This window comes from Ectopseudomonas composti, assembly GCF_001567565.1.
Taxonomy (GTDB): domain Bacteria; phylum Pseudomonadota; class Gammaproteobacteria; order Pseudomonadales; family Pseudomonadaceae; genus Aquipseudomonas; species Aquipseudomonas composti_A.
Map to the genome: position 1 here is coordinate 204,260 of NZ_LSSW01000028.1, position 12,336 is coordinate 216,595.

Annotated in this window: 17 protein-coding genes; 8 read left to right on the plus strand and 9 right to left on the minus strand. The window is 61.2% G+C overall.

Annotated elements, in window-relative coordinates; genetic code table 11:
* Positions 1-11 precede the first annotated feature (11 nt).
* From rapZ to PCLY_RS15750, 9 genes are all read right to left on the minus strand, one after another.
* A complete protein-coding gene (gene rapZ / locus PCLY_RS15710; RefSeq protein ID WP_061240574.1) occupies positions 12-869 on the minus strand; it encodes an RNase adapter RapZ in 858 nt (285 codons plus the stop codon).
* 2 nt (positions 870-871) lie between these two features.
* Entirely contained in the window at positions 872-1,336 is a 465-nt protein-coding gene (gene ptsN / locus PCLY_RS15715) for a PTS IIA-like nitrogen regulatory protein PtsN (protein ID WP_061240575.1), read from the minus strand.
* Between the two features lie 12 nt (positions 1,337-1,348).
* Positions 1,349-1,657, minus strand: coding sequence for a ribosome hibernation-promoting factor, HPF/YfiA family (hpf, locus tag PCLY_RS15720; RefSeq protein ID WP_003242873.1), 309 nt, complete (start codon positions 1,655-1,657; stop codon positions 1,349-1,351).
* Positions 1,658-1,756: 99 nt separating this feature from the next.
* A complete protein-coding gene (locus PCLY_RS15725; RefSeq protein ID WP_061240576.1) occupies positions 1,757-3,250 on the minus strand; it encodes an RNA polymerase factor sigma-54 in 1,494 nt (497 codons plus the stop codon).
* 136 nt (positions 3,251-3,386) lie between these two features.
* Complete coding sequence (gene lptB / locus PCLY_RS15730; RefSeq protein WP_061240577.1) at positions 3,387-4,112, minus strand: LPS export ABC transporter ATP-binding protein; 726 nt, start codon at positions 4,110-4,112, stop codon at positions 3,387-3,389.
* Positions 4,112-4,651: a lipopolysaccharide transport periplasmic protein LptA gene (gene lptA / locus PCLY_RS15735; protein WP_061240578.1), complete on the minus strand. Its 540-nt coding sequence runs from the start codon at positions 4,649-4,651 to the stop codon at positions 4,112-4,114. The genes lptB and lptA overlap by 1 nt, the downstream gene beginning before the upstream one ends.
* Positions 4,638-5,204, minus strand: a complete 567-nt coding sequence (gene lptC, locus PCLY_RS15740; RefSeq protein ID WP_061240579.1) for an LPS export ABC transporter periplasmic protein LptC — start codon at positions 5,202-5,204, stop codon at positions 4,638-4,640. Before lptC ends, lptA begins: the two co-directional genes overlap by 14 nt.
* A gap of 8 nt (positions 5,205-5,212) precedes the next feature.
* A complete protein-coding gene (locus tag PCLY_RS15745; protein WP_061240580.1) occupies positions 5,213-5,734 on the minus strand; it encodes a KdsC family phosphatase in 522 nt (173 codons plus the stop codon).
* Positions 5,734-6,708: a KpsF/GutQ family sugar-phosphate isomerase gene (locus PCLY_RS15750; protein ID WP_061240581.1), complete on the minus strand. Its 975-nt coding sequence runs from the start codon at positions 6,706-6,708 to the stop codon at positions 5,734-5,736. The genes PCLY_RS15745 and PCLY_RS15750 overlap by 1 nt, the downstream gene beginning before the upstream one ends.
* Positions 6,709-6,951: 243 nt before the next feature.
* Here PCLY_RS15750 and PCLY_RS15755 point away from each other — a divergent pair, with 243 nt between their 5' ends.
* The 8 genes from PCLY_RS15755 (at position 6,952) to hisG (ending at position 12,331) form a co-directional block, all read left to right on the plus strand.
* Positions 6,952-7,761 (plus strand): ATP-binding cassette domain-containing protein, encoded by an 810-nt coding sequence (locus tag PCLY_RS15755; protein ID WP_061240582.1) that lies wholly within the window; start codon positions 6,952-6,954, stop codon positions 7,759-7,761.
* Entirely contained in the window at positions 7,761-8,558 is a 798-nt protein-coding gene (gene mlaE, locus PCLY_RS15760; protein WP_061240583.1) for a lipid asymmetry maintenance ABC transporter permease subunit MlaE, read from the plus strand. The genes PCLY_RS15755 and mlaE overlap by 1 nt, the downstream gene beginning before the upstream one ends.
* A complete protein-coding gene (gene mlaD, locus PCLY_RS15765; protein WP_061240584.1) occupies positions 8,558-9,028 on the plus strand; it encodes an outer membrane lipid asymmetry maintenance protein MlaD in 471 nt (156 codons plus the stop codon). Before mlaE ends, mlaD begins: the two co-directional genes overlap by 1 nt.
* A 14-nt stretch (positions 9,029-9,042) precedes the next feature.
* Positions 9,043-9,675, plus strand: a complete 633-nt coding sequence (locus PCLY_RS15770; RefSeq protein ID WP_061240585.1) for an MlaC/ttg2D family ABC transporter substrate-binding protein — start codon at positions 9,043-9,045, stop codon at positions 9,673-9,675.
* Positions 9,672-9,980: an STAS domain-containing protein gene (locus PCLY_RS15775; RefSeq protein ID WP_061240586.1), complete on the plus strand. Its 309-nt coding sequence runs from the start codon at positions 9,672-9,674 to the stop codon at positions 9,978-9,980. Before PCLY_RS15770 ends, PCLY_RS15775 begins: the two co-directional genes overlap by 4 nt.
* 118 nt (positions 9,981-10,098) lie before the next feature.
* The gene (locus tag PCLY_RS15780) at positions 10,099-10,338 is read left to right on the plus strand and encodes a BolA family protein (RefSeq protein WP_017678930.1); all 240 of its coding nucleotides are present in this window, start codon (positions 10,099-10,101) and stop codon (positions 10,336-10,338) included.
* A gap of 22 nt (positions 10,339-10,360) precedes the next feature.
* Entirely contained in the window at positions 10,361-11,626 is a 1,266-nt protein-coding gene (gene murA / locus PCLY_RS15785) for a UDP-N-acetylglucosamine 1-carboxyvinyltransferase (RefSeq protein WP_061240587.1), read from the plus strand.
* Between the two features lie 69 nt (positions 11,627-11,695).
* Positions 11,696-12,331: an ATP phosphoribosyltransferase gene (gene hisG / locus PCLY_RS15790; RefSeq protein WP_061240588.1), complete on the plus strand. Its 636-nt coding sequence runs from the start codon at positions 11,696-11,698 to the stop codon at positions 12,329-12,331.
* The last annotated feature ends 5 nt before the right edge of the window (positions 12,332-12,336 follow it).

Here is a 12,336-nt window from a genome sequence, read left to right on the forward strand (position 1 = left end):
GCAAGGGTTCCTTAGCTGAGGTCGCGGTGACGCACCTGGACGTTCTTCAGCGAATGTTTGAGCGCCTGGCTGAGGCGGTTGGCCAGGTAAACCGAGCGGTGGTGGCCGCCGGTGCAGCCAACTGCAACGGTGACGTAGGCGCGGTTGCTGGCGGCAAAACGTGGCAGCCATTTCTCCAGATAGGCGAGGATGTCCTGATACATTTCCTCGACCTCCGGCTGCGCAGCCAGATAGTCGATCACCGGTTGGTCCTGGCCCGAGTAATCACGCAGCTCCGGCTTCCAGTAGGGGTTGGGCAGGCAGCGTGCATCGAAGACCAGATCGGCATCCACCGGCATGCCACGTTTGAAGCCGAAAGACTCGACGAGAAAGGCGGTGCCGGTCTGAGTCTGGCCTAGCAGGCGTAGCTTGAGTGTGTCGCGCAGTTGATAGAGATTCAGGCGGGTGGTGTCTATCTTGAGGTCTGCACGATCAGTGATCGGCGCCAGAAGCTGGCTCTCATACGCGATGGCTTCTGCGAGCGAGCGATTGTCGTTGGTCAGCGGATGACGCCTGCGCGTCTCCGAAAAACGCTTGAGCAGCGTCTCGTCTTCGGCATCCAGATAAAGCACGTCGCAACGGATATTGCGTTTGCGCACTTCATCGAGCAATTCAGGGAAGCGCTTGAGCTGACTCAGCAGATTGCGCGCATCGATGGAGACGGCAACCTGCGGCAGCAGCATGTCGCTGTGCGGCAGGAAACGCTCGGCCAGGTCCGGCAACAGGCCGGCCGGCAGGTTGTCGATGCAATAGAAGCCGTTGTCCTCAAGTACATCGAGGGCGGTGCTCTTGCCCGAGCCCGAGCGACCGCTGACGATGATCAGGCGCATGTTCAGTGACCGTTCTGAATGTCCACGACAACCTGGTAGAGATCTTCGCCGCTGCTGGCATGGCGTAGACGTTCACGTACATCCTGGCGGTCGAGCATGCTGGCGATCTGGCGCAGGAGCTCCAGGTGCGCATCGGTTGCTGCCTCCGGTACCAGGAGTACGAACAGCAGGTCGACAGGTGCGCCGTCGATGGCGTCGAAGTCGACGGCAGTTTCCAGGTGCAATACAGCGCTGATCGGTGCACTGCAGCCGGCCAGGCGGCAGTGCGGAATGGCGATGCCGTTGCCGAAGCCGGTGGAACCGAGCTTCTCGCGGGCGATAAGGCTTTCGAAGATGTCCTGGGCATCCAGGTCGGGCAGGTCGCGCGCAACCAGATTGGCGATCTGTTCGAGCACGCGCTTCTTACTGCCGCCCGGCACGTTCACCAGGGAACGGCCGGGGGTCAGGATATTTTCAAGTCGGATCATGGATGGGGAATGTTAGCGGGCCGTGGCGCCTTGCAGGCGTTCGAGCTGCTTTTCCTTGTGCTTGATAAGTTGACGGTCGAGTTTGTCGGCCAAGAGGTCGATGGCAGCGTACATATCCTGATGTTCGGCGTTGGCGACGACTTCGCCGCCGGCGACATGCAGGGTGGCTTCGATCTTCTGCTTGAGTTTTTCGACCTCCATGGTCACCTGTACGTTGGTGATCTTGTCGAAGTGGCGTTCCAGTCGGCCGAGTTTCTCGCCGATATAGTCACGCAGGGCGTCGGTCACATCCAGCTGATGTCCACTGATGTTGACTTGCATACCGCTTTCTCCTTGTTGCCTTGTGTAAGAGACGGGTCTGGTTCGACCCGCCACCGGAACACTTTGGCCTGAAGGCTCGAGGCCTTCAGTCGATCTGGCCTACATCAGTCGCTTGCGCTCACTGGAGGGCGCTATGCCGAGGGACTCACGATACTTGGCGACTGTCCGACGGGCGACTTGGATGCCTTGTGCCTCCAGTAAACCAGCGATCTTGCTGTCGCTCAACGGCTTTTTCGCGTTTTCTGCTGCAACCAGTTTTTTGATGATCGCGCGGATGGCGGTGGACGAGCATTCACCGCCTTCGGAGGTGCTGACGTGGCTGGAGAAGAAGTATTTCAGCTCGTAAATGCCGCGCGGCGTGTGCATGAACTTTTGCGTGGTGACGCGCGAGATGGTCGACTCGTGCATGCCTACCGCTTCGGCGATGTCGTGCAGCACCAGAGGCTTCATCGCCTCGTCGCCGTAGTCGAGGAAGCCGCGTTGATGTTCGACGATCTGCGTCGCCACCTTCATCAGCGTTTCGTTGCGGCTTTGCAGGCTCTTGATGAACCAGCGCGCTTCCTGCAACTGATTGCGCATGAAGGTGTTGTCGGCACTGGAGTCCGCACGTTTGACGAAGCCGGCATACTGCGGGTTGACCCTCAGGCGCGGCATGGCTTCCTGGTTGAGCTCGACCAGCCAGCGGTCGTTGTGCTTGCGCACGATCACGTCGGGTACGACGTATTCCGGTTCGCTGGATTCGATCTGTGAGCCCGGGCGCGGATTCAGACGCTGGATCAGGTCGATGACCTGGCGCAGCTCGTCTTCCTTGAGTTTGGTGCGCCGCATCAGCTGGGCGTAGTCGCGGCTGCCGAGCAGCTCCAGGTAGTCGCCCACCACGCGCTGGGTTTCGTTCAGCCAGGGGGTGTTGGCTGGCAGCTGGCGCAGTTGCAGCAGCAGACACTCGCGCAAATCACGGGCACCGATGCCGGCCGGCTCGAACTGCTGAATGCGGTGCAGCACCACTTCCACTTCGTCCTGCTCGATGTCCAGTTCGGGGTCGAAAGACTCGGTCACTTCCTCGAGGGTTTCTTCGAGGTAGCCATCGTTGTTGATGCAGTCGATCAGGGTGGCGGCGATCAGGCGATCCTTGTCCGACATGGGCGCAAGGTTCAGTTGCCAGAGCAGATGGCTGTGCAGGCTCTCGCCAGTCGAGGTGCGGGTGGTGAAGTCCCACTCGTCATCGTCGTTGCTTGGCAGGCTGCTGGCGCTGGTCTGGTAGACGTCCTCCCAGGCGGTATCCACGGGGAGCTCGTTGGGAATGCGTTCGCCCCACTCGCCTTCCTCGAGGTTGTCGACCGTCGGGGTGGTTTCCTGGTAAGTCTCTTCCTTGCTCGGCGCGGGGGCGGCGCTTTCGGCGCCATCGGCCATCGGGTCGCTGTTGTCGAAGTCGTCGCCATCTTCCTGGCGTTCGAGCATGGGATTGGATTCCAGTGCCTCCTGGATCTCCTGCTGCAGGTCCAGGGTCGACAGTTGGAGGAGGCGGATAGCCTGTTGCAGCTGCGGGGTCATCGTCAGCTGCTGGCCCATCTTGAGGACTAGCGATGGTTTCATTGCAGACCTTAATTTACTGGCGAGTTACGCCTTCCACATCAGGGCGCCGAAGCGCCGCCAGGAAGCAAATTATATGCCTGAATTTCTTGTTTTTGCCTAGGGGTTGCAATATTTCTGTAGCGAAATAACAGGCGACCTACAGGCGGAATTCATGGCCAAGGTATACCTCTTTCACCGTCTGGTTGGCGAGGATGGTCTCGGCGTCACCTTCTGCGATCAGTTGCCCGTCGTTGACGATGTAGGCGGTTTCACAGATGTCCAGGGTTTCACGCACGTTGTGATCGGTGATCAGGATGCCGATGCCCTTGGTCTTGAGGTGATGGATGATCTGCTTGATGTCGCCAACCGAGATCGGGTCGACGCCGGCGAAAGGTTCGTCGAGCAGGATGAACTTGGGGTTGGTCGCCAGGGCGCGGGCAATCTCCACGCGGCGTCGCTCGCCACCGGACAGGCTCATGCCGAGGCTGTCGGCGATATGGTGGATATGGAATTCCTGCAGCAGGTTTTCCAGCTCCGCCTGGCGTCCGGCACGGTCCAGATCCTTGCGCGTTTCGAGGATGGCCATGATGTTGTCCGACACCGACAGCTTGCGGAAGATCGAGGCTTCCTGCGGCAGGTAGCCGATGCCGGCGCGCGCGCGACCGTGCATGGGCTGGTGGCTGACGTCCAGGTCGTCGATCAGTACACGTCCCTGATCGGCGCGCACCAGGCCGACGATCATGTAGAAGCAGGTGGTCTTGCCGGCGCCGTTGGGACCGAGCAGGCCGACGATCTGGCCGCTTTCGATACTCAGGCTGACGTCACGCACGACCTGGCGGCTCTTGTAGCTTTTCGCCAGATGTTGGGCTTTGAGAGTGGCCATTACTGCTGTTGATCCGCGGGTTTGTTCTTCGGTTGGATGATCATGTCGATACGCGGGCGCGGTGTGCTGACATTGCCACCTGTGGCGCGACCTGCGTTGACGATCTGGCGGCGGGTGTCATAGACGATCTTCTCGCCTTCGAAGGTGTTGCCTTCCTGAATCACCTTGGCCTGGTCGATCAGCACGATACGCTCGTTGCTGGCGAAGTACTGGATGGTCTTGCCGTAGGCCTTGACGATGTCCTTGTCCACGGCAGGTTTCTGCTCGTAGTAGGCCAGGTTGCCGACCGAGGTGAAGACATCGATATCGCCGCTGCTGGTCTGAGTGATGGTCACGGTATCGCCCGTGATCTTCAGAGTGCCCTGGGTGATGACTACATCACCGCGGTAGACGGCTACACCTTGCTTGTCATCCAGTTCTGCACTGTCGGCCTGGATGCGGATCGGTTGATCGCGATCCGATGGCAGTGCCCAGGCAGCCGCGCTTCCCAATGCGGCGCCGAGGCTGAGAATCAGGGGGAGGGTATTAACGAACCTCATGCTGGCCTCTTACGTTGGACTGCAGGAGCATCCTGCCGTCATTCAAGTACGCTTTCATTCCTTGTGCCGTGGTCACCCCGTTGGCCGCGACGATTCTAACGGCTTGCTCGGTCTGCGCATATTCCTTGTCGGGAATAACGGTCATGCGGCTGCTGGTGATGATAGTTGGACGGTTCTTGGCATCGGTGCGGGCGATGCGCACGTCGTCGATCAGTTCTACCTCGACGCCGCCAGGGGAGACTTCGGCACGCTGGCTGGTGACCTTCCATGGCAGCTCGGTGCCGCGATAGAGGTCCAGCTTGGGGGTGTCGATCAGGGTGATGTCGGTGCTCTTGACGTGCTCGAGCTTGTCCGCGGTCATGCGGTAATGCAGTTTGCCGTCATCCTGAAACTGCACGGTACGCGCGCCGACAGCGTAGAAGTCGACGACATTGTCATTGCTGGCCTGCTGGGTCTGGCGGCCGCTGTCCGGTGCGAGGTTCCAGTAGCCCAGCGCAGCCACTACGACTGCAATCAGGGCAAAGATCAGGGTGTTGAGAAATTTACGCAGCATGCTGTTCTCTACAGATAGGCGGCTTGGGCCGCATCCAGTGTGCCTTGGGCACGCATGATCAGTTCGCAGAACTCCCGTGCCGCGCCGTCACCGCCGCGCGCCTGGGTTACGCCATGCGCGTGCTGGCGGACGAATCCGTCGGCGCTGGCGACGGCCATGCCCAGTCCGACGCGACGAATGACCGGAAGGTCCGGCAGGTCGTCACCGAGGTAGGCGACCTGCTCATAGCTTAGGCCGAGTTCGGCGAGCAGGCCGTCGAGTACCACGAGTTTGTCTTCGCGGCCCTGAAACAGGTGCTGGATGCCGAGGTTGTTGGCGCGACGCTCGACGACCGGCGTCTTGCGTCCGCTGATGATGGCCGTGCGCACGCCCGAATTGATCAACATCTTGATGCCGTGGCCGTCGAGCGTATTGAAAGTCTTGAATTCGCTGCCGTCTTCGAGGAAGTAAAGGCGGCCATCGGTAAGCACGCCATCGACGTCGAAAATCGCCAGTTTTACGGCGCTAGCGCGTTGCAGCAGGTCGTTCATCACATCACTCCTGCGCGCAGCAGGTCGCCGAGGTTGAACGCGCCGACCGGGCGATCATCTCCGTCGACCACCACCAGCGCGCTGATCTTGTTGTCTTCCATGATCTTCAAGGCTTCCGCGGCGAGCATTTCGGCGCGTACGGTCTTGCCATGCAGCGTCATCACTTCGTCGATCTGGGCGTGGCGTACGTCGATGCCTTTGTCCAGTGCGCGGCGCAGGTCACCGTCGGTGAATATCCCGGCCAGATGCCCGTTGTTCTCTATTACCGTTGTCATGCCTAGGCCCTTCTGGGTCATTTCCAGTAGCGCGTCGCGCAGGCTGGTGCCGCGTGTGACCTGGGGCAGGCTTTCGCCGCTGTGCATCACGTTCTCGACCTTGAGCAGCAGGCGGCGGCCCAGCGCGCCACCGGGATGGGAGAAGGCGAAGTCTTCGGCGGTGAAGCCGCGCGCTTCGAGCAGGGCGATGGCCAGGGCATCGCCGAGCACCAGGCTGGCAGTGGTCGAAGAGGTCGGGGCCAGGTTCAACGGGCAGGCTTCCTGGGATACGCGTGCATCGAGGTTGACCTCCGCAGCCTTGGCCAGCGTCGACTCGGGGTTGCCGGTCATGCTGATCAGGCGAATGCCCAGGCGTTTGATCAGTGGCAGCAGCGTGACGATCTCGGCGGTGGTGCCGGAGTTGGACAGGGCCAGGACAATGTCATCCTGGGTGATCATGCCCATGTCGCCATGGCTGGCCTCGGCCGGATGTACGAAGAATGCCGTGGTGCCGGTGCTGGCCAGGGTGGCGGCAATCTTGTTGCCGATATGTCCGGACTTGCCCATGCCGACCACCACGACGCGCCCCTTGCAGCCGAGAATCAGCTCGCAGGCCTTGATGAAATCGGCATCGATGCGGGGCAAGAGCTCCTGCACCGCTTCGAGTTCGAGGCGGATCGTGCGCTGTGCGGAGTCAATCAGGTCGCGGGTCTGGTTCATGCTGGGCGGGGCTGTCGGGCCAAAAGACGAGGATTATAAACGTAAAAGGTCCCCGCGCTCACCCTCGCTGCAACGAGGCACTGTCGAAACTGTCGCAAGTCTGAACGCCGCGCCGCGGTGCTATTGGGCGGCAAGTGTGGCAAATGCTATAGTTCGCGGCCATTTTGGCTCCCTCTGGCTGGCGCGTGTCCTCGCTTCTGGAGGCGGCGTCTGCCAGGAGGGCCTGATTTTCAAGGAGTTCAGATGAGCGCCGAGCACGAGTACGCGATCGAGTTGCAGAGCGTCAGCTTTCAGCGTGGCGCGCGGTCGATTTTCGACAAGGTCGACATCCGCATTCCGCGCGGCAAGGTGACCGGCATCATGGGGCCATCCGGTTGTGGCAAGACGACCTTGCTGCGCCTGATCGCTGCCGAGTTGCGTCCGGCACAGGGCAAGGTCCTGGTCAACGGGGTCAACCTGCCAGAGCTGTCGCGTGACGCGCTGTTCGACATGCGCAAGCAGATGGGCGTGCTGTTTCAGAGTGGAGCGCTGTTCACCGATCTCGATGTGTTCGAGAACGTCGCGTTTCCCTTGCGGGTGCACACCCAACTGCCTGAAGAAATGATTCGTGACATTGTCCTGCTCAAGCTGCAGGCAGTGGGCTTGCGTGGCGCCATCGAGCTGATGCCCGATGAGCTGTCCGGTGGCATGAAGCGCCGTGTGGCGCTTGCGCGCGCCATCGCCCTGGATCCCCAGATACTGCTGTACGACGAGCCATTCGTGGGTCAGGACCCCATTGCCATGGGAGTTCTGGTGCGACTGATCCGTCTGCTCAACGATGCGCTGGGTATTACCAGTGTGCTGGTGTCTCATGACCTGGCGGAAACCGCCAGCATCGCCGACTACCTCTATGTCGTCGGCGACGCGCAAGTGCTGGGGCAGGGCACGCCGGCGGAGTTGATGGAGTCGGATAATCCGCGCATTCGCCAGTTCATGAAAGGCATTCCGGATGGACCGGTGCCTTTCCATTTTCCAGCGCCGGACTACCGCGAAGATCTGTTGGGGAGAGGTTGATGCGCAGAATTTCACCGCTCGAACGGCTGCGCCTGTTCGGTCGTGCGGGTATCGATGTGGTAGCAACCCTGGGCCGCTCCGTGCTGTTCCTGCTGGGCGCGCTGTTCGGGCGCAGCCGCGCCGGCAAGCCTATGCAACTGCTGATCAAGCAATTGTTCGCCGTCGGGGTCATGTCGCTGGCGATCATCGTCGTGTCCGGCGTCTTTATTGGCATGGTGCTGGCGCTGCAGGGCTACAACATCCTGGTCAGCTACGGCTCCGAGCAGGCGGTCGGGCAGATGGTCGCGCTGACCCTGTTGCGTGAGCTGGGGCCGGTGGTGACCGCTCTGTTGTTCGCGGGGCGCGCCGGCTCTGCGCTGACGGCCGAGATCGGCAACATGAAGTCCACCGAGCAGCTGTCCAGTCTGGAAATGATTGGCGTCGACCCGCTCAAGTACATCGTCGCGCCACGCTTGTGGGCGGGTTTCATTTCGATGCCGCTGCTGTCGATGATCTTCTGCGTGGTCGGTATCTGGGGTGGCGCCATGGTCGCGGTCGACTGGCTGGGTGTCTACGAGGGCTCGTTCTGGGCCAATATGCAGAACAGTGTTTCCTTTCACGACGATGTGCTCAACGGGGTGATCAAGAGCGTCGTCTTCGCCTTCGTGGTGACCTGGATCGCCGTGTTCCAGGGCTATGACTGCGAGCCCACGTCCGAAGGCATCAGTCGTGCGACCACCCGCACCGTGGTGTATGCCTCGCTGGCCGTGCTCGGCCTGGATTTCATTCTGACCGCTTTGATGTTTGGAGACTTCTGATGCAAAACCGCACGCTGGAGATTGGTGTCGGCCTGTTTCTCATGGCCGGTGTACTGGCCCTGCTGCTGCTGGCACTGCGGGTCAGTGGCCTGAGCGTCGGCAGCGCTGGCGACACCTACAAGGTCTACGCCTATTTCGACAATATTGCCGGACTCACCGTGCGCTCCAAGGTGACCATGGCCGGGGTGACCATTGGCAAGGTCACGGCCATCGACCTGGATCGCGACAGCTACATGGGGCGGGTGACTCTGGAGCTCGAGGGGGGCGTCAATAACCTGCCTGAAGATTCCACCGCGTCGATCCTGACCGCTGGCTTGCTCGGCGAAAAATACATCGGTATCAGCGTTGGTGGTGACGAGGAGGTGCTCAAGGACGGCAGCACCATCCACGACACGCAGTCCTCGCTGGTGCTGGAAGACCTGATTGGCAAATTCCTGCTCAATTCGGTCAATAAAGATGAAGCCAATTGATGAGGGCTCCTGACATGTTCAAGACCGTGCGTAATTCCCTGTTGGTGTTGCTGGCTGCCATGCCGCTGCTGGCTGTTGCTGCGCCAAGCGCCCATGAAGTGGTGAAGCAGACCACCGATACTCTGCTGGCTGATCTCAAGGCCAACAAGGACCAGTACCGCAGTGATCCCAATGCGTTCTACGATTCGCTCAACGAGATTCTCGGCCCGGTGGTCGATGTCGAGGGCATCGCCCGCGGTGTGATGACGGTTCGTTACTCGCGCCAGGCCTCGCCCGAGCAGATGACGCGCTTCGAGGAGAACTTCAAGCGCAGTTTGATGCAGTTCTATGGCAATGCCCTGCTCGAATACAACAACCAGGACATTCGCGTGCTGCCGGACAGCGGCAGGGCTGAAGGCGAGCGTACGTCGGTCGGCATGGAAATTCGTGACGGCAAAGGCGTGGTTTACCCGTTGTCCTACACCATGGTCTCGATGGATGGCGTGTGGAAGCTGCGTAATGTGGTGATCAACGGCATCAACGTCGGCAAGCTGTTCCGTGACCAGTTCGCTCAGTCGATGCAGAACAATCGCAATGACCTGGACAAGGTCATCGATACCTGGGCCGATACCGTGGCGCGTGCCCGCCAGGCTCGGGGTAATTCGTGAGTCAGGCAAGCATTACCGAGGGTGCCGCTGGGCGATTGCAGCTCAGCGGTGTGCTGGACTACAGCACCGGCCCGCTGCTGCGCGAGCAGGGCGCACGCCTGATCGCGGGCAGCGGCACGAAGTCTCTGACGCTCGACTGCAGCGCGGTGGAAAAGTCCAGCAGCGTTGGTTTGGCGCTGTTGCTGGCGTTCATGCGCGATGCGCGCAAGGCGGGGCGCGAGCTGTCGATCAGTGCGCTGCCTGACGACATGCGCGAAATTGCCCAGGTCAGCGGTCTGCTGGAGTTGTTGCCGCTGCAAGCGTGACGCGCTTCCTGTCGTTCCGTCAGCACCGTCACGGGCGGGGTTCGCAGGCAGGAGGCTTTTTTTGTATGATGGCCGACCCGCGGGCTCAGGTGCCCGAATGCGTCAGTCGAGGTCGAGCATGCAGGCTGCAGAAGTAAAAAGCCTCCTAGAGGAAAAACTCCCGAACACCCAGGTGGAAGTCGAAGGCGAAGGCTGCAACTTCCAGCTCAACCTGATCAGCGACGACTTGGCCGCTCTCAGCCCGGTCAAGCGTCAGCAGCAGATCTATGCCCACCTCAATGCCTGGATCGCCGATGGCAGCATCCACGCCGTGACCATGAAATTCTTCAGCCAGGCCGATTGGGCCGCGCGTTCCTGAGCCTGCGGGCGACGAGATTCCTATGGATAAACTGATCATTACCGGCGGCGCTCGCCTCGATGGCGAAATCCGCATTTCCGGTGCGAAGAACTCTGCTCTGCCGATTCTTGCAGCGACCCTGCTGGGCGACGAGCCTGTCACCATCTGCAACCTGCCGCACCTGCACGACATCACCACCATGATCGAACTGTTCGGTCGCATGGGCATCGAGCCGGTGATCGACGAGAAGCTGGCGGTGGAAGTCGATGCTCGGGCGATCAAGACTCTGATCGCACCCTATGAGCTGGTGAAAACCATGCGCGCCTCGATCCTGGTGCTCGGCCCCATGGTCGCGCGCTTCGGTGAGGCCGAAGTGGCGCTGCCTGGCGGTTGCGCCATCGGTTCGCGTCCGGTCGACCTGCACATCCGTGGCCTCGAGGCCATGGGCGCGATCATCGATGTCGAAGGCGGCTACATCAAGGCCAAGGCGCCGGAAGGCGGCCTGCGCGGTGCGCACTTCTTCTTCGATGTGGTCAGCGTGACCGGCACCGAGAACATCATGATGGCCGCGACCCTGGCCAAGGGCCGCAGCGTGCTGGAAAACGCCGCGCGTGAGCCTGAGGTGGTCGACCTGGCCAACTGCCTGATCGCCATGGGCGCGAAGATCCAGGGCGCTGGTACCGACACCATCATCATCGATGGCGTGGAGCGTCTGCATGGCGCGCGTTTCAACGTCATGCCCGACCGTATCGAAACCGGCACCTACCTGGTCGCCGCCGCCGTCACCGGTGGTCGCGTCAAGGTCAAGGATGCCGATCCTTCGACTCTGGAAGCCGTGCTGGCCAAACTCCAGGAGGCCGGTGCCGAAATCACCACCGGTCCGGACTGGATCGAGCTGGACATGAAGGGTAAGCGTCCGAAGGCGGTCAATCTGCGTACCGCACCCTATCCGGCGTTCCCCACCGACATGCAGGCGCAGTTCATCGCCCTGAACGCGGTGGCCGAAGGTACCGGCACCATCATCGAGACGGTGTTCGAGAACCGCTTCATGCACGTCTACGAGATGCTGCGCATGGGCGCCAACATCCTGGTCGAAGGCAATACCGCCGTCGTCACCGGTGTCGAGGCACTCAAGGGCGCGCCTGTAATGGCCACCGACCTGCGCGCTTCGGCGAGCCTGGTGCTGGCTGCACTGGTGGCCGATGGCGATACGCTGATCGACCGCATCTACCACATCGACCGTGGTTACGAGTGCATCGAAGAAAAGCTGCAGCTGTTGGGCGCCAAGATCCGCCGCGTTCCGGGCTGATCGCCCGCGTCCATTGTCGTAGGGCCGCTCCCTGTCGGAGCGGCCGCTTCCGTTAAAGGAAACCGTTTCATGCTGACCATCGCCCTGTCCAAAGGCCGCATTCTCGATGACACCCTGCCGTTGCTGGCTGCTGCGGGCATCGAGCCGACCGAGAATCCGGACAAGAGCCGCAAGCTGATCATCCCCACCACCCAGGATGACGTGCGCCTGCTGATCGTGCGTGCCACCGATGTGCCGACCTACGTCGAGCATGGCGCAGCCGACCTCGGCGTGGCCGGCAAGGACGTGTTGATGGAGTACGGCGGCCAGGGCATCTACGAGCCGCTGGATCTGCAGATCGCCAAGTGCAAGCTGATGACCGCCGGCAAGGTCGGTGCGCCGGAGCCGAAAGGGCGTCTGCGCGTGGCCACCAAGTTCGTCAACGTCGCCAAGCGTTACTACGCCGAGCAAGGGCGTCAGGTCGACATCATCAAGCTGTACGGCTCGATGGAGCTGGCGCCGTTGGTGGGCCTGGCCGACAAGATCATCGACGTGGTCGACACCGGCAATACCCTGCGTGCCAACGGTCTGGAACCGCAGGAAATGATCGCCACCATCAGCTCGCGGCTGATCGTCAACAAGGCGTCGATGAAGATGCAGCATGCGCGCATCCAGGCCCTGATCGAAACCCTGCGCGGCGCCGTCGAGGCGCGACACCAGGGCTGATTTCT